A 16,112-nucleotide genomic window follows, 5' to 3' on the forward strand; every position below is an offset into this window, starting at 1 on the left:
CCGCGCTGTGTGGTGCATTCATATGACTCGCAAAGTGGGACTAATCAAGCTGAACGAGGCATGAGGGTGAGGTGGCATGAGGGAAACGCGGAGAAATAAGGGGAGGCTGCGGGGAGGCCGGTGAGCGGCGTGCGGCGGAATTTCATCCGGTCGGCCCAGCGAGGGCGTGCCCGTATGGAGTAGGGGGGAGAGGGCGGGGGCCCCTAGACCACCGGATCCACCAACGACTGCTCCGTCAACGACTGTTCCGCCCAGATGACCTTGCCCTCCGGCAGGAAGCGGGTGCCCCAGCGCTGGGTGAACTGGGAGATGAGGAACAGGCCGCGGCCGCCCTCGTCGGTCGTGCGCGGGTGGCGGAGGTGGGGCGCGGTGGGGCCGCCGTCGAACACCTCGCAGATCAGGGTGCGTTCGAGGATGAGCCGGAGCCGGATGGGCCCGGTGGCGTGCCGGATGGCGTTGGTGACGAGTTCGCTGACGACGAGTTCGGTGGTGAACGCCAGCTCGTCGAGTCCCCACAGCCCTAGTTGCCGTGCGGTGGTCTTGCGGGCCTCGGCGACCCGCGCCGGGTCGGCCGGGAGTTCCCAGGAGGCGACGCGGTGGGCGGGCAGGCGCCGGGTGCGGGCCAGGAGGAGGGCCACGTCGTCGGTGGGGCGGGCCGGGGCGAGGGAGTCGAGGACGCGCTGGGCATGGCATTCGAGGGAGGCCTCGGGCCGGGCGAGCGCACGGCACAGCGTGTCGGGGGAGGCGTCGGCGAGCAGCCCGTCGGTGTACAGGGCTATCACCGTGCCCGCGGGCAGTTCCAGGTGCAGCACCTCGAAGGGGTGCCCGTCGACGCCGAGGGCCGGTCCCTCGGGCAGTTCGGGGAAGGTGACCGTGCCGTCGGAAGCGACCAGGGCCGGGGCGAACCGGCCGGCGGCGGCCATGGCGCACGCGCCGGACACCGGGTCGTGGACGACGTACAGACAACGCGCCCCCACCGTCTCGACGCTGCCCGCGCCCGGCTCGGCGCCCTCCTGCCGCGCCGACTTGGCGACCATGTCGTCGAGGTGGGCGAGCACCTCGTCCGGCGGCAGATCGAGATCGGCGAGCGTCCGTACGGCCGTCCGCAGCCGCCCCATCGCGGCGGCGCCGTCGATGCCGTGGCCCGCGACCTCGCCGACGACGAGGGCGACCCGGGCGCCGGAGAGCGGGATGACGTCGTACCAGTCGCCGCCGAGTCCGGTCAGTTCGTCGGCGGGCCGGTAGCGGACGGCGACCTCGGCCGCGTCCTGCTCCGGCAGGCGGCGCGGCAGGAGGCTGCGCTGGAGGACCAGTGCGGCGTCGCGTTCACGTGTGTACCGGCGGGCGTTGTCGACGCACACGGCGGCACGGCCGACCAGCTCCTCGGCCAGGCTCAGGTCGACCGCGTCGAAGGGGTCCTCGCGGTCGCGCCGGAAGAACGTGGTGATGCCGAGCGTGATGCCGCGCGCCCGTACCGGCACGACCATCACGCTGTGCAGCCCGAGCGCCGCGATGGGCATGCCCCGCCCGTCCGTCCCGCCCAGCCCGCCGGGGATGGCCTCGGCCCACTCCGCCGACAGCGGGTCCAGCCTCGGCTCCGACCACGACCGGCCGCTGACCAGCACCCGCACCGGGGGCGACCCGGCCGCGTACGAGGCGATCCCGCCGATCTCCACGACGGCCTCCGGCACCCCGTCGTGGACGGACCGCTGCGCGCTGCGCCGCAGCGGAACGGAGCCGCCCGACCCGTCGGATGCGTCGCCCATGGGCCCCGGCTCTGCGCCGCGCAGCACCGAGTCCAGCAGGTCCACGGTCACGAAGTCGGCGAGGGCAGGCACCACGACATCCGCCAGCTCCTGCGCCGTCCGCCGTACGTCGAGGGTGCGGCCGATCTGCTCCCCGGCCCGGTCCAGCACGGCGAGCCGGGTCCGGGCGCGGTGCCGCTCCGACACGTCCATCACCGTGTAGTACACGCCGATGGGCCGCCCCTGGTCGTCGTCCAGCCTCGTGAACGACATCGCGTGCGCGGTCTCGCGGTGCGGCGCCGACCGGACCCGGCCCACATGCTCGTAGTCGAGCACCGGCACACCGGTCTCCAGCACCTTCCGCATCTGCGCCTCGATGCGCTCCGCGTCAAGGCCCGGCTGCACCTCCGCGAGCCGCAGCCCCACCCGCTCGTGCGCCCGCCCGCCCCCGAACCGCTCCAACGCCGCGTTCGACCACACGAACCGCAGATCCGTGTCCACGATCGCGATCCCGATCGGCGCCCGCGCCGTCATCCGCTCCAGCACCGTACGGCTCATGTCCCAGCCCGGCGCTTCGGTGGCATCGGAGACGAGGGCCACCCAGTGGGCGGGGTTGATGGGGTCGGCGGTCGGGGTGGAAAGGGGGAGGGGGGTGGGGGCCGGGGGCCGGGGCGCGTTGGGGTAGCCGGGCCGGGGCGGGGGCCAGGTGGCGGAACCCTCGGGCGACCGCTCGGCCGGCGCGGCCGCGGCGGGCCTCTCAGTCGATGCGGGCGTCGAGGGCGTCGCCTCGCGGGTGGGCACCACCCGGACCATCACCCTGATCCGCCGGCCGTCGCGGTGGCGGGCGGTGAGGATGCCGGACCAGCCGCCGAGGGGGCGGTGGGACTCGGCCAGCCGGCCGATGCGCTCGCCGTCCTCGGGGGTCAGCAGCGTACGGACGCTACGGCCCAGGATGTCGGCCGCCGGGTACCCGAAGAGCCGTTCGGCGTCCCGGGTCCAGCTCGTCACGATCCCGTCCGCGTCGATGAGCAGCGGCGCGGCGTCGGCCACGTCGAAGCGCTGACGGGTGACGGCACTGTCCCTGTCGGTCCCCACGGCGGCCCTCTCTGTCGCTGAGACGCCCTCTGGCCCCATTATTCACCTTGTGTGATCGCAGGCGGGCCAACTCGTGACGACGCGACGACGCGAGGCGAGCGACGACCCGCCGTGGGATGCGGGCCCCCGTACCGTCAGCAGTCGCGGAACTCCGGCGACTGGTTGAGGATCTGCGACCGCAGCGAGGTGAAACGCGTGTATGTCTCGCCGCCGCGGGCCTCCGGCGGGAAGACCGCCACCCGGTGGCAGTTCTGGAAGGCGAGCGCCACACCGAAGTTCCGCTCCAAACTCCCCCGGATCGCGTCGCTGGAAAGCGCCCGCAGCAACTGCCCCCGCTCCTTCTCCGACGGCGGCGGGGTCTGGTTGTCGGCGAACTCAGCGCTGCCCGCGCGCAGTTCACCGACGAGGGAGGCGACGAGTTCGTACGCGTACGGCAGCGACGTACGAACCGTCTCCACGAACTCCTCCTCCCGCACCTCGCCGGTTTCGGCCTGGGCGAGCAACTGCGGGGAGACGTCGAGCGACATGGGTGTTCCTGTTCTGTGCTGTGCTGTTCGGGGTGGGGCGGGGGTGGTTCAGAAGGAGACGGCGGCGAGGGCCTCCGGCCCATGCCGGAACTCGGGGTCGACCTGGGCGGCGAGGTCGTGCCCGGTGGCGTCGTTGGCCCAGGCGGCGGCGTTGCGGAGATGGAACTCGACGGCGTGTCGCTGGAAGGTGGCCCAGTCCTTGGTACGCCCGTCGACGACGGCCTTGAGCTGCTCCAGGGTCCGCAGGTTGTGCGACTCCAACTCGCCCTGCGCACGCCCCTGTTCCTGCGCGCGGACGTACGACGACTGCACGCAGTGCGCGACCAGGTCGTCGCCCACGTGCTCCTTGAGGAAGAGCAGGTCGTCCTCGCCGGTGACCTTGTTGCCGACGACCCCGATCGGAATCCCGAACTCGGCGGCGTGCTCCCGGTACTGCCGGTACACGGACACGCTCTTCCGCGTCGGCTCGACGACCAGGAAGGTCATGTCGAACCGGGTGAACAGCCCGGACGCGAAGGCGTCGGCCCCGGCGGTCATGTCGACGACGACGTACTCACCGGCCCCGTCGACGAGGTGGTTGAGGTACAGCTCCACGGCCCCGAGCTTGGAGTGGTAGCAGGCGACGCCGAGGTCGCTCTCGCCGAAGGCGCCGGTGACCATGAGGGGTACTTCGCCGACGCGCCGTACGTGCGTGCCGTGGACGTCGTCGTTGCCGAGCAGCCGCAGCAGGCGTGAGCCCCGCCCCGGCGGAGTCGTCTTGACCATGGCCTCTCGGGACACGATCCGCGGATTGGTCCCCCGCAGACAGTCCTTGATCTCCCCGGTGCGGGAGCTGAGCGGCGGAGCGCCGAACTCGTCGTCCTCGTCGAGCCCGAGGGCGTGCGCGAGGTGCTGGTTGATGTCGCCGTCGACCGCGACGAGCGGGGCGCCGGACCGGGCGAGATGCCGGGCGAAGAGCGCGGACAGCGTGGTCTTGCCGCTGCCGCCTTTGCCTACGAATGCGACGCGCACGGGCGAACACCCCCCGGAAGTCGATTGAAGGGATTATTGAAGGGGCTAATGAAAACGAATGTCATGAACGTAGAGACTCGGGAGCGGACCGGAGGTTGTCAAATCCGGGCCGGGGCAACTCCTGCGGCGGCCGGACGAGTTGGGTAAGAGCGTTCGGGGGAATGTGAGCGGAATGTGAAGTGAACCGGCGTTTCCCGAGGTTGACAGCCCCTACCCGGTGATAAACGATGTGCGCACGCTGTGGCTCAAGTGACCACTGAACCCGGCGTTTTCTCAGACCACTCACACCCCGGCGCGGCCCGACGCGGCTTCGTGCTGCCGTCTTCCGGCCGCGCCCCGGGTCTCGTACATCCGAGTTCCAGAATGGGATCTGCATGTCCATAGCGAGACGTGTCACTGTGCGCCGCCTGCTGGGGACGGGCGTCGCCGCTCTTGCGCTGAGCGCGTCGGTGACCGGTCCGGCCTTCGCCAGTGAAACCCCCGGCGGCGAGGGCTGGGGCGGCAAGAAGAGTTACGCCCCCGGTGAGGGCGCGGGCACGGCCACCGAGACCGACCGCTGCGAGTTCTCCCTGGACGGCGTGAACTTCGCCGACTGGGTCAAGCTCGACGACCAGAACCTCAAGCCCACCGAGGACGGCAAGGCCCACATCAAGGTCCGCACCGCCCCCGACGCCACGACCTGCACGGTCTCCCTCGCGTCCTACCTGGCCCACGGCCCCACCTTCGCCACCTCCGGCGAACAGGTCTTCGTCGACTTCGACACGGTCACGGTGAAGCCGGGCACGACGGACTCCCTGGACATCGCGGTCCCGGACGCGGGCTGCTACGCCCAGATCGACCTGTACCGGGGGAAGGTGAAGTTCGACGGCAAGCTCGACGCCGTCGATGGCTTCGAACACGGCGACGTCCCGAAAGGCCCGGACCGCCCGGTCATCAAGGACAAGCTGATCGCGGCCTGGAACGGCGGCACGAAGGACTGCACGACGGAGGAGGAGCCGCCCCCGTCGGAGGAGAAGCCCCCGGCCGAGGAAGAGCCCCCGACGGAGGAGCAGCCCCCCGCGGAGGAACAGCCTCCGGCCGAGGACAACCCTCCGGCCGAGGAGAACCCCCCGGCGGACGAGAACCCCCCGTCCGACGACTCCGAGTCCCCCGACCCCACCCCCTCCACCTCCACCCCGGCCGCCCCCACCCCCAACGGCGGCACCCCCGGCGACCTCGCCGAAACGGGCGGCGGCAACACGATCCCGATCGCGATCGGCGCGGCCGGCCTGCTGGCAGCGGGCGGCGCGATCTTCGTGGTGACCCGGCGCAGGGGCGCGGGCCGCACGGGCGCCTGACCCTTCTCGGACGCGGGCCGGGGCCTTGGAGCGTGGGTGCTCCGGGCCCCGGGCCTCTGAGCAATCCGCCGCCCCCTCACGTACCCCTTGCCGAGTGCACTCACTACGAAGTACCCGGTACGAAGAAGGCGAACGGAGAACAGGACGTGGTGACGAAGCTGACGCGTGGCGCCGCGCTGGCTGCCACCCTGGCCGTCCTGCCCCTGATGGCGGCGTGTGGCGGCGGTGACGACGACAAGGCCGCGGGCAAGGCGACCGGCGACTCCAGCCCGGTGGCCGCGGTGGTGGCGCCGGCCAAGGTCGAGGTGATCGCCTCCCTCACGGGCTGCGAGGTGAAGATCCGCACCGAGGCGGAGGAGCTTCGCGAGGGCGTCTGCCAAACCCCCGAGGGCGACTACCTCATCACCACCTTCCCGAAGGAAGAACTGAAGGAGACCTGGCTGGAGTCCGCCGCCATCTACGGCGGCAAGTACCTGGTCGGCCCCCGCTGGGCCATTTCCGCCAAGCCCGCCGTGCTCGAACCCCTCAAGGCCAAGGTCGGCGGGACGATCCAGGACGTGAGCCCGTGACGCGCAACGCATGAGCCCCACTTCGCGTGCCGCGAAGTGGGGCTCATGGACTGGAGCGCCGGGCAGGCCTTGCACCTGCATTTCCCCGCAGGAAGCGGGGCGTCTTTCCTTGGACCACCAACGCATTGAGTGCTTCCCGGAGTTCCGGTGAGCGGCTCGTGATCAATCATACGGGATCACCGGCGTCGCACCAACTCGCCCGCAGGGAAAGCGTTCAGAGCAGCTCCGCCTGGGGTTCGTACTCGATGCGGAGGTACTTGGCGTTCTGGTCGCCGTAGGCCTCGCGGAGGATCGGTTCGGCGGTGCCTGGGTCGTCGACGCCGATGTGGACGTGGCCGGTGCCGTCGAGGCCGACACTGCGCATGCTGAACGTGCCGTCCCAGCGGCGCATGTCGTCGCCGATGCGGTCGGAGAGGGCGTTGAGGTCCTTCTCGTTGATGTCCCTGTCGTACAGGCGGACGGTCACCCCCTGCTCGGCGGCACCGCACACATCCGTGTCGAACGCCTCGGAAGGGATGCGGTAGATCTCCACGGCTCGGCCGTCCTCGTCGACCACCAGCCCGGTGAAGACGTTGGCATGACGGCCGTACGCCAACCCGTCCACGTACCCCAGCGTCCGGTCCAACGGGGTGTCCTCCGGTGCGCCATGGCCCGCGAGACTGCCCTCCGGCCGCGCGCCGACGCACACCTTGGCCGGCGTCGACACGTCCTCGACCGTCTGCGTACCGGCGCTCGCGCCCTGGAGCCCGCCCAGCGCCAGCGCCGTACCCGCGACGACCGCACTCGTACCGAACCTCAACCTGGCCCGCATGCCCATGTGTGTCCCCCCTTCGGACGGTACTGAGACGCCGGAGGTGGGCGATGGGTTCATTTCCTGGCACGCGCACGCGGCCCGGAGCTCATGCCCCGGGCCGCGTTCCGTCAGCGCGTCAGCGCGTCAGTAGCCCACCCGGAACGTCGCGTCCGCTCGTTCCGTCGCCGTCGAGATCGGGTCGATGCGGAGCGCGAAGCCGCTGTGGCGGAGGTAGCGGGTCGGGTTGTTGTACGAGCGGAAGGAGGACCAGGTCGAGTCCGCGAGGCCTGCCGTGCGGACGAAGGTGGCGTCGGCGGCGAACGTCGACGTGCCGTCGTTCTCGTCGAGGCGGAGGTTGTAGCTGTAGTGGCGGAGGTAGCGGGTCGGGTAGTTGACCGACTGGAAGGAGACCGCCGAGGAGTCCGCGAGGCCCGGGACCAGCTTCCACTGGGAGTCGGGGTACGGGTCGAAGGGGTACTCGTCTATGCGGCCCACGAAGCCGCTGTGGCGGACGTAACGGGCCGGGTAGTTGTAGGACTTGAGGCGGTTCCAGGCCGGGGCGCCCCACTTGGCGATCAGGTTGTTGTACTCGGTCGCCGTGATCGGGTGGATGCCGCAGTGCTTGGAGTTGAGGGGCTGGGTGTAGAGCTTCTGGTCCAGTGCCGTCCAGGTGCCGGCGGCCAGGTCGCTCGACTGCCAGACGTAGAAGACGCCGTTGGGGGTGTAGGTGTCTCCCCAGAGGTACCAGGTGTTCGACGTCAGGGACTTCACCACCGTCGGGGCCTCGGTGCCGCCGTGGGACGCCGCCGTGCTGAACGGGGTGAAGCTGCCGGGGTTGAGGGTCGTCGAGCGGGCGCCGACGAGGGTGCCGTTTCTCTTGAAGTAGAGGTAGTTGACGCCGTTCACGCCGGTCGTGAGGTTGCCGTCGATGACGTCGTAGCCGGGGTCGAAGAAGACCTGGGGACTGTTCGTCGTACGGAAATCCGTCGTGTAGCTGACCATGATGACGTTGTGGCCGCTGCTGTTCACCGAGGAGTAGAGGATGCCGTACTGGCCGCGGGAGGCGTCCCAGTAGGCCTCGGGGGCCCAGCTGTGGGTGTTGGTCATGTCGTGCAGCTTCAGCAGGCGGTAGCCGGTGAAGGTGCGCAGGTCGGTGGAGTCCCAGACGTGGATGTTGACGCTGGTGCGGGTCCAGTCGGTGCCGCTGAGGTCCGTCGCGATGACGACGAAGGTGCCATCCTGCTTGCGCAGGACGAAGGGGTCACGCAGGCCGCCGGCGCCGAGGGTGGGGGTGGCCACGGGGTTGTTCTGGTTGAGCGGGGTCCAGTTGAGGCCGTCCTGGCTGACGGCCAGGTGGAGGTTGTAGTCGGCCTCCAGCATGGTGTTGGACTCGGTGAAGTAGACCATCGCGTACGCCGAGTCGGCGGCGTGGGCGGTGCCGGCGCCGAGGGTCAGTACACCGGTCGCGGCGAGGGGAGTGGCGGCCGCCGCGCCGAGGAAGAGGCGGCGGGAGAGGCCCCGGCCCTGCGGTTCGCGCATGTCGCTCATGTCAAGCTCCACTTCTGGTTGTCCTGGCCGTTGCACGCCCACAGCACGAGCTTCGTGCCGCCCGCCGTGGCCGCGCCGTACGCGTCGAGGCACAGGCCGGCGTTGACGTTGGTGAGGGTGCCGTCGCTGTTGATGTTCCACTGCTGGTTGGTGCCGCCGTGGCAGTCCCAGATGACGACGCGGGTGCCGTTGGCGGTGCCGGCGTCCCAGGCGTCCAGGCACTTGTTGCCGTACACCACCAGCTGCTTGCGGGCGCTGTTGTACTGCCACGACTGGTTCTGGCCGCCGGTGCAGTCCCACAGCTGGGCGTCGGTGCCGTTGGTGATCGTGTTGTTGTTGATGTCGGCGCAACGGCCGGACCCGGTACCGGTGATGAGCGTGCCGTTCTTGCCCGGCAGCGGTCGTACGACGATGCCTTCGAGGGTGGGGGCGCCGGAGAAGGAGACCGTGTTGGCGTTGCCCGCCTTCAGCGACATGGCGACCGAGATGTTGCCGGGGGTCGAACCGGTCGGCGGGAAGGAGACCTTCGTCGACGTCTGGCCGTTGACCGTGAGGGTCGCCGTGCGGGCCGTGCTCGCGTTGTTGGTGTAGGAGACGTCGACCGTCTTCAGGCCGGTGGATCCGGCGACCACGCCGGAGAAGCTCGCCGTGCCGTTGTACGTGCTCGCCGCCTGCTCGGTGCCGCCCTTGACCGTGAGGATCACGGAGCTGTTGGCCGGGACGCTGGTGGTGTAGCTCGTGCCGGGCGTACCGACGTTCGTACGCGACCACAGGTCACGGACCGTCGCCGCCGCGTTCGTCAGGCCCAGGTCGGACCAGCGGACCGTCATGTTCTGCGTGGTCGAGGTGCGGTTGAGGAGGACGACCGCGCGGTTGCCGGTGCCGGACAGGACCTTGCCGTACACCTGGAGGCCGGAGGTGTCCTCGGCGACCTTGACACCCTGGAGGCCGCGCGGGTCCTGGTCCACGGCGATGACCTCGGGGTTGGTGAGGATGTTCCGCGACTCGGTGGTGAGGGTGGTGAGGTCGAGGCCGGCGAGGAGCGGGGCGCCGGAGATCGCCCACAGGTTCATGTGGGAGCGGTTCTGGGCGGCGGTCAGGCCGTTCATCCCGACGACCATCATGTCGGGGTCGTTGACGTAGCCGGTGTGCTGGGCCGTGGGGTGGATGTTGCGGTCGAAGGCGGTCAGCACGTTGTTGTACGACGGTGTGTTGCCGTGGAAGAAGATGTCGGTGTTCGTCCGCCACATCGGGCCCATGCCCGGGGCCCAGTTCCAGGGGTTGGAGTAGCCCCAGTTGCAGAGGGAGAGGGCGAGCGGGCGGCCGGTGGTGGCCGTCGCCTCGGCTACGGCGTCGCTGATCGCCTGGTACGTCGTCATCGGGTCGAGGCCCTCGGCGTCACCGCCGCACCAGTCGACCTTCACGAAGTCGAAGCCCCACTGGGAGAAGGCCAGCATGTCCTGCTCGTAGTGGCCCTCACTGCCGCTGCCGGGCGCGGCGGGGCGGCCGGTGGGGAAGTAGTAGCCGCAGCCGTCCTTGCCGGCGTCGGTGTAGATGCCCGCCTTCAGGCCCTTGCTGTGGATGTAGTCGGCGATCGCCTTCATACCGCCGGGCCACTCGGCCTCGTCGACGGTGATGTTGCCCGCGCTGTCGCGGGTGCCCTGCCACCAGCCCTCGTCGATGTTGATGTACTCGTAGCCGGCCTCGGGAAGGCCCGCCGCCACGAACGCGTCGACCTGCCGCTTGATGACGCTGTAGTCGACCTTCGCGGCGAAGGCGTTCCAGGAGGCCCAGCCCATGGGGGCCTCGGGGACGGCTATTTGCCGGTCCGTCACGGCGACGGGGGAGGCGTCGAGGTCGGTCGTCGCGGGGGCGGGCGCCTGGTTCGGCTGGGCGAACAGGAGGGCTGCGGTCGCGGCGGTCGCCAGGGCGAGGGCCCGTACGGCCGCGGATCTGCATCTGTGGCGGAGGGAGGGGTAGCGGGCGGGGGCGGGGGACATGCGGCTCCTACGGATATCCGGGGGGTCGATATCTCGAACAAGGATCGGCTCGCCGAACGTATCGGCTGGCTGAAAGTAGAGCCGCGTGGGGCGGAAGTCAACGGATGCGACAGAACATATTGAGGCCCGTCGCCCCGGCGCGCCCCCCACCAGGGCAGGGTCCAACACCACGATGCCGAATCACAGTTGGGCCTCGGCATCGGGCTTCGGCGGTTTTTCTGACGGGAAAACAGACACACCGAATCTTGGGAGGGGCGAGTCTTCGGAGGGTCGGGCGGGGCTACTTCTTGTAACCCGTCACCTTCGCGATCCACTTGATGATTGGGGGAGGCTTGGTGGTCCGGGTAAAGCGACTGATTGTCGACTCGGACAAATCGGTTGCCGCGGTGGTGGGTTGAGTGGCGCGTGCTACGTTCCGAAGGTCCGGCTCGCACACCGCAGGACGAGGACGCCATGACGTACACGCCCTCGCTCTGGCCCGTCTCCGTGAAAGGCGTCGCGCTCGACGTGCGTGATCGCGTACTACTGCTGCGGAACGGGCGCGATGAATGGGAGCTGCCTGGCGGACGCCTGGAGATCGGCAGCCCCGATGGTGCACAACTGTCGGACAGCAGCCCGGAGGCGGCGCTGGAGCGGGAGATCCAGGAGGAGACCGGCTGGGACGTCGAGGCCGGCCCGCTCATCGACGGCGGTGTGTGGATCTACCAGCCCATCCCCGGACGGCGCGTGCTGATCGTGACCTACGGCTGCAGTGTGCTGACTCCCGACCGGCCCCCGGTCGTCAGTCACGAGCACAAGCAGCTGGGCATGTTCACCGCCGACGAGGTACCGGAGCTGAACATGCCGGACGGCTACAAGCAGGCCATTGCCGCCTGGTGCGGCGTGCGGCAGACCACACCAGCGGCCTTGGACGACTACGAGCGGATGTAGCCGACGATGGCCGGGGGAGAGATCGCGACGCAGACGGGGGACAGCAGGCTCCCGCTTCCACGGCCCTCGGCGCGGCACGCCCAGTGGCACTGGGCGACACCGCAGGCCCAACTTGTACTGGACGCAGGCGACCTGGCCGCCCTCCCCCGAAACCCCCGAGCCCGCCGCCTAGCCCAAGCCGCAGTCACCCTCGGTTGCCCAGCGGGCCGTTCGTCGACCACTCGTTGGCGAAGTACTCCATTTGCTTGATGACCAGGTCGATGGCCGCCTTCTCCCGGTCCGGCGGGTAGTTGTTGCGGACCAGGAGGCGCTTGATGGCGCTGCGCAGCCGAGCGCGGACCGGTTCGCGGGCGATCCAGTCCGGCTTCAGCTTGCTGCGGACCTCCGCGACCAGCTCACGCGCGATGCCGGCTGAGCACCTGCTACTTGAGCAGGTGCTCACCGAGGCCCAGCGGACCGGGTGGGGACCGTCGGCTGCGCCACGGTCCCCAACACGCGGCTACTCCGTAGCCGTAGGCCGACGCGACGCCCTCATCGCCTCGTCCGCACCCCTCAGCGGCCGCAGCCGATACGTATACGCGTAGTCCCGGCTCGCGAAGAGCTTGTACTCGTCGTGGGTGTGGGCGCCCCAGCTGTTGTCGCCGCCGACGCCCATCTGACGGTGGTTGACGCGGAGGACGACCTCGTCGCGGGGGGTGATCTGGTAGTCGTGGCGGACGCCGGAGGAGAGGTCCTCCGGGGTGACGTACGAGGCGTTGAGCTCCAGTAGCGCGTCGCCGGAGATGAGGAGGCCGGTGCCGTCGTGGTCGGTGAGGGCGGCCCAGCGGATGTCGGTCTTGTTGCCGTTCTCCTGGGGGCGGATGTACGGGGTCCACTGCTCGGCGACGGTTCCGGAGTGGAGGCCCACGTCGGTGCCGTTGTTGCGGTCCCAGTGGCTCTCTTCGGGGCCGCGGCCGTAGTAGTGCAGGCGGTTGAGGCGGCGGGGGAGGAACAGGAGGGTGCCCACCTCAGGGATGTACGGGAGGGAGGAGGCGCCCGGGTGCAGGGTGCTGTCGACCTTGATCTCGGCGTTGCCGAACACCGTGTACGTGGTGGTGTACGACGACTCCACCGTGGTCGGGAGCGTGCCGCTGACCTTGATCTCCACGGCCCTGTCGCCCAGGGCGCGGACGCTCACCTCCGTCACCTTGCGGTTCGCGCCCGCGTCGCGCCAGGTCTGATTGCGGGTGTGGTGGCCGTTGCCGTGGTCGTTGTCGGTGGGCGCCCGCCAGAAGTTCGGCACGGGGCCGGAGTCGACGAGCCGGGTGCCGCCCGCCTTGTAGGAGGTGATGAGCCCGGTGGCCTTGTCGACCGTCACCGAGAAGCCCTTGCCGGTGACCTCGACCCGCTCCGCGCTCTCCTCGTACGTCAGCTTCGGCACGCTCGCCAGCGGTACCGGCTTCACCGCCGGGCTGCCCGCGTCGATCGCGAACTGCTGCCGGGCCACCTCGAAGCCGGCCTTCGCCCAGGGGGCGGACTCCTTGGTGGTGAAGGAGAGTTCGAGGAAGTACTCGGTGCCTGGCGCCGGGGCGGACGGCAGCCGGAACGGGACGGTGATTTCCTTGGTGGAGAGGGGCTCGACGTCCAGCTGGGCGCGAGTGAGGCGGCCTCTCTGCACCACCTTGCCATCGGCGACCAGTGACCAACTGCCGCTGAAGTCACGGAGGTTGGTGAACAGGTTCTCGTTGGTGAGGGTGACCGTCCTGGGGTCGCCGCCGGCGGCCGGGGCCGCGTTGATCGCCTGGTAGATCCGCTTGACCTCGGCCGCCTTGCCGGTGTGGCCGCGGTCGGCGGTGACGATGCCGTCCGCCACGAAGGCCCCGTCGTTGGGGTTGTCGCCCCAGTCGCCGCCGTACGCGAAAAACGAGCGTTCCTTCGTCTTCTTCCGCTCGACCTCGACCGTCGCGGCGTCGAACCAGAACCGCACGCCGTCGTCACCCGGCCCGCGCCCGTCGTCCGAGGCCAGCTCGGTGGCGGACAGCGCCCGGGCGTACACCCGCGCCCGCCGTATCGTGCCGCTGAACTCCCGCGTGGGGTTGTCGACATCGGTCGCGAGGGCGAGCGGCGCGGTGTTGACGCTCGGCCGCCGGGTGGTGGTCCTGGTGGCCTTCGCCTCGCCGTCGACGTAGAGGGTGAGGGTGCCGGTGTCCGCGTCGAAGACACCCGCGATGTGGTGCTCGCGCCCGGTCCACCCCTCGTCGGGCAGCGCCCAACCGGCACTCACCCACTGGCCACCGCCGTAGATGAAGAACTCGATGCTCCGGTTCGACTGCTTCAGCGCGTACTGGGTGTCGCCCTTGGCGATGATCGGCTGGTGGTTGCCGAGGACGTGCGGGGTGACCCAGGCCTCCAGGGTCAGGGACCCGGTGAGGTCGAGGCCGGTGTCGCGCGCGAAGACGGTGGCGGCGCTGACGCCCTTGTCGCGGGCGAACGTGCCGGACGGGTTGACGATCTCGCCGCGCAGCGCGTTCGGCCCGGCCTCCGTGAACAGGGTCCGCCGGGGTGTCGGCCAGGCCAGCGACTGGTCCGCGAAGTCCCAGATCCAACCGCCTTGCAGGACGGGGTACTTGCGGACGAGGTCCCAGTATTTCCTGAAGTTGCCGTTCGAGTTCCCCATCGCGTGGGAGTACTCGATCATCACGTACGGCCGGGTGTCGGCGGTGTCCTTCGCCCGCTGCTCGACCCGCTGCGGGCTGTCGTACATCTCCGACCGGATCTGGCTGATCGCCGGCCGGTCGTCGCCCTCGTACTGGATGACGCGGGTGGTGTCGTACGACTCGATCCAGTCGCGCATGGCGACGAAGGTGGAGCCGCCGCCGGCCTCGTTGCCGAGGGACCAGATGACCACCGACGCGTGGTTCTTGTCCCGGTGCACCATCGCCTGCGCGCGCGCCACGCACGCCGTCGTCCAGTCGGCGTGGTTGCCCGGGTATTCGCCCCGGATGCCGTGCGTTTCGAGGTTCGTCTCGTCGACGAGGTAGATCCCGTACTCGTCCGCGAGCTCGTACCAGATCGGGTTGTTGGGGTAGTGCGAGGTGCGGACGGTGTTCATGTTCATCCGCTTGATGATCCCGAGGTCCTTGACCATGTCCGCGCGGGTGAGCGCCATGCCCCGGTCCGGGTGCATCTCGTGCCGGTTGGTGCCCCGGAAGGAGACCGGCTGCCCATTGATCCGCATCAGCCCGTCCTTGAGCGCGAACTCGCGCAGGCCGACGCGATGGGAGAGAGTCTCGACGACCTTGCCGCGCGGGTCGCGGAGGCGGAGTACGGCCGTGTAGAGGTACGGGTGCTCCGCCGACCAGAGTTCGGGGGAGGGGACGGCCTTGGCCGCCTGTACGGTTACGTCCTCGCCGGCGGCATCCAACGTGACCTGCTGCTGGAGCGGCCGGGACCAGACCGGGTGCCCCCGGTCGTCATACAGCTGGGTCTCGACCGAGTACGACCCCCCGTGCCCGCCCTCGTACGCCCGGACGCTCGCGGTGACGGACAGCTCGGCCGTCGTGTAGTCGTCGCCGAGCGGGGTGTCCAGCTTGAAGTCGCGCAGGTGTACGGCCGGGGTGGAGTACAGGTAGACCGAGCGGAAGATGCCGCTCAGCCGGATCATGTCCTGGTCCTCCAGCCAGTCGCCGTCCGAGTAGCGGTACACCTCGACGGCGATCTGGTTCGTGCCCGGCTTGAGGTGCTTGGTGATGTCGTACTCGGCCGGGTCGAACGAGTCCTCGTGGTAGCCGACGAGCTGGCCGTTGATCCACACGTAGTGGGCGGACTTGACGCCCTCGAAGTGGAGGAAGGTGCGGCGCCCGTCCCAGTCGCGCGGCACGGTGAACGTCCGCCGGTACTGGCCGACCGGGTTGTAGCGCGTCGGCGCGGCCGGCGGCTGGGCTTCCTCACCGAGACCGTTCGGGCCCCACCACGGGTATGTGATGTTGACGTAGATCGGGAAGTCGTAGCCGTGCAGCTGCCAGTTGGCGGGGACCGGGATGGTGTCCCAGCCGCTGTCGTCGACGTCGGTGCGGTAGAAGTCCTCGTCGCGGTCGTCCGGGCGGTCCGCGTAGGCGAACTTCCACTTCCCGTCGAGGCTGAGGCGGTACGGCGAGTCCGTGCGGTCGGCCTTGAGGGCCTGTCTGACGTCCGCGTACGGCATGAGGGTGGTGTGGGGTGGTTCGGCGCCGACCTGGAAGAGATCGATCTGGCCGTTCCACTCGGGGGTGGCGGCGGCCGTGGTCTCACTGCGGGTGGCCGCGAAGGCGTCACCGCCGGGAAGAGCGAGGGCGCCGAGGAGGGCGGCGCCGCCCTCCAGGAGACGGCGGCGGCTGACTGCGACGGGGTGCGGGTGCGGGTGCGGGTGCGAGTGGGGGTGGTGCATTGCCGTGGCCTTCCTCGGGACGACATGTGGTGGTGCACGTACTGAGGAGCGTCGGATGCTGTCCGATGTTGTTGAAAAACTCGGCCCACCCTAGGACTTCGAACAGAACCGGATCAATGACTCTGTCGGACTTTGTGCGGTCGTGAGGGGGA

Annotated in this window: 11 protein-coding genes; 3 read left to right on the forward strand and 8 right to left on the reverse strand. The window is 69.7% G+C overall.

The window, feature by feature from the left end:
• Nucleotides 1-203: 203 nt before the first annotated feature.
• The 3 genes from F3T56_RS35775 to F3T56_RS35785 all read right to left on the reverse strand — a co-directional run bounded on the left by F3T56_RS35775 (nt 204) and on the right by F3T56_RS35785 (nt 4,378).
• Nucleotides 204-2,840 (reverse strand): SpoIIE family protein phosphatase, encoded by a 2,637-nt coding sequence (locus tag F3T56_RS35775; RefSeq protein ID WP_149829515.1) that lies wholly within the window; start codon nt 2,838-2,840, stop codon nt 204-206.
• 134 nt (nt 2,841-2,974) lie between these two features.
• Entirely contained in the window at nt 2,975-3,367 is a 393-nt protein-coding gene (locus F3T56_RS35780; RefSeq protein WP_149829516.1) for an SCO5389 family protein, read from the reverse strand.
• Between the two features lie 48 nt (nt 3,368-3,415).
• Nucleotides 3,416-4,378 carry an ATP-binding protein gene (locus tag F3T56_RS35785; protein ID WP_149829517.1) on the reverse strand — a complete coding sequence of 321 codons (963 nt, stop codon included), beginning with the start codon at nt 4,376-4,378 and terminating at the stop codon, nt 3,416-3,418.
• A gap of 374 nt (nt 4,379-4,752) precedes the next feature.
• Between F3T56_RS35785 and F3T56_RS35790 the strand changes: the two genes are divergently transcribed.
• Both F3T56_RS35790 and F3T56_RS35795 read left to right on the forward strand, forming a co-directional pair.
• Nucleotides 4,753-5,715: an LAETG motif-containing sortase-dependent surface protein gene (locus F3T56_RS35790; RefSeq protein WP_149829518.1), complete on the forward strand. Its 963-nt coding sequence runs from the start codon at nt 4,753-4,755 to the stop codon at nt 5,713-5,715.
• 146 nt (nt 5,716-5,861) lie between these two features.
• Nucleotides 5,862-6,284, forward strand: coding sequence for a hypothetical protein (locus F3T56_RS35795; protein ID WP_149829519.1), 423 nt, complete (start codon nt 5,862-5,864; stop codon nt 6,282-6,284).
• Nucleotides 6,285-6,498: 214 nt separating this feature from the next.
• Here F3T56_RS35795 and F3T56_RS35800 read toward each other — a convergent pair whose 3' ends face one another.
• From F3T56_RS35800 to F3T56_RS35810, 3 genes are all read right to left on the reverse strand, one after another.
• Nucleotides 6,499-7,095: a hypothetical protein gene (locus tag F3T56_RS35800; protein WP_246204238.1), complete on the reverse strand. Its 597-nt coding sequence runs from the start codon at nt 7,093-7,095 to the stop codon at nt 6,499-6,501.
• A 126-nt stretch (nt 7,096-7,221) separates the two neighbouring features.
• Entirely contained in the window at nt 7,222-8,625 is a 1,404-nt protein-coding gene (locus tag F3T56_RS35805) for a glycoside hydrolase family 43 protein (protein WP_246204239.1), read from the reverse strand.
• Nucleotides 8,622-10,625 carry a ricin-type beta-trefoil lectin domain protein gene (locus tag F3T56_RS35810; RefSeq protein WP_149829521.1) on the reverse strand — a complete coding sequence of 668 codons (2,004 nt, stop codon included), beginning with the start codon at nt 10,623-10,625 and terminating at the stop codon, nt 8,622-8,624. The genes F3T56_RS35805 and F3T56_RS35810 overlap by 4 nt, the downstream gene beginning before the upstream one ends.
• A gap of 453 nt (nt 10,626-11,078) precedes the next feature.
• On the opposite strand from F3T56_RS35810, the gene F3T56_RS35815 reads away from it, so the two are divergent.
• Nucleotides 11,079-11,555 carry an NUDIX hydrolase gene (locus F3T56_RS35815; protein ID WP_149829522.1) on the forward strand — a complete coding sequence of 159 codons (477 nt, stop codon included), beginning with the start codon at nt 11,079-11,081 and terminating at the stop codon, nt 11,553-11,555.
• Between the two features lie 184 nt (nt 11,556-11,739).
• Here F3T56_RS35815 and F3T56_RS35820 read toward each other — a convergent pair whose 3' ends face one another.
• The gene (locus tag F3T56_RS35820; RefSeq protein ID WP_149829523.1) at nt 11,740-11,997 is read right to left on the reverse strand and encodes a type I restriction enzyme endonuclease domain-containing protein; all 258 of its coding nucleotides are present in this window, start codon (nt 11,995-11,997) and stop codon (nt 11,740-11,742) included.
• A gap of 57 nt (nt 11,998-12,054) precedes the next feature.
• The gene (locus tag F3T56_RS35825; RefSeq protein ID WP_149829524.1) at nt 12,055-15,960 is read right to left on the reverse strand and encodes a glycoside hydrolase family 2 TIM barrel-domain containing protein; all 3,906 of its coding nucleotides are present in this window, start codon (nt 15,958-15,960) and stop codon (nt 12,055-12,057) included.
• Between the last annotated feature and the right edge of the window lie 152 nt (nt 15,961-16,112).

The organism is Streptomyces tailanensis (genome assembly GCF_008386495.1).
GTDB classification, from domain to species: Bacteria; Actinomycetota; Actinomycetes; order Streptomycetales; family Streptomycetaceae; genus Streptomyces; species Streptomyces tailanensis.

Excerpts from the sequence above, each read along its gene's own strand:
- F3T56_RS35780 (WP_149829516.1), bottom strand. The coding sequence starts at position 3,367 with ATGTCGCTCGACGTCTCCCCGCAGTTGCTCGCCCAGGCCGAAACCGGC.
- F3T56_RS35825 (WP_149829524.1), bottom strand. The coding sequence starts at position 15,960 with ATGCACCACCCCCACTCGCACCCGCACCCGCACCCGCACCCCGTCGCA.
- F3T56_RS35815 (WP_149829522.1), top strand. The coding sequence starts at position 11,079 with ATGACGTACACGCCCTCGCTCTGGCCCGTCTCCGTGAAAGGCGTCGCG.
- F3T56_RS35800 (WP_246204238.1), bottom strand. The coding sequence starts at position 7,095 with ATGCGGGCCAGGTTGAGGTTCGGTACGAGTGCGGTCGTCGCGGGTACG.
- F3T56_RS35790 (WP_149829518.1), top strand. The coding sequence starts at position 4,753 with ATGTCCATAGCGAGACGTGTCACTGTGCGCCGCCTGCTGGGGACGGGC.
- F3T56_RS35810 (WP_149829521.1), bottom strand. The coding sequence starts at position 10,625 with ATGTCCCCCGCCCCCGCCCGCTACCCCTCCCTCCGCCACAGATGCAGA.
- F3T56_RS35805 (WP_246204239.1), bottom strand. The coding sequence starts at position 8,625 with ATGAGCGACATGCGCGAACCGCAGGGCCGGGGCCTCTCCCGCCGCCTC.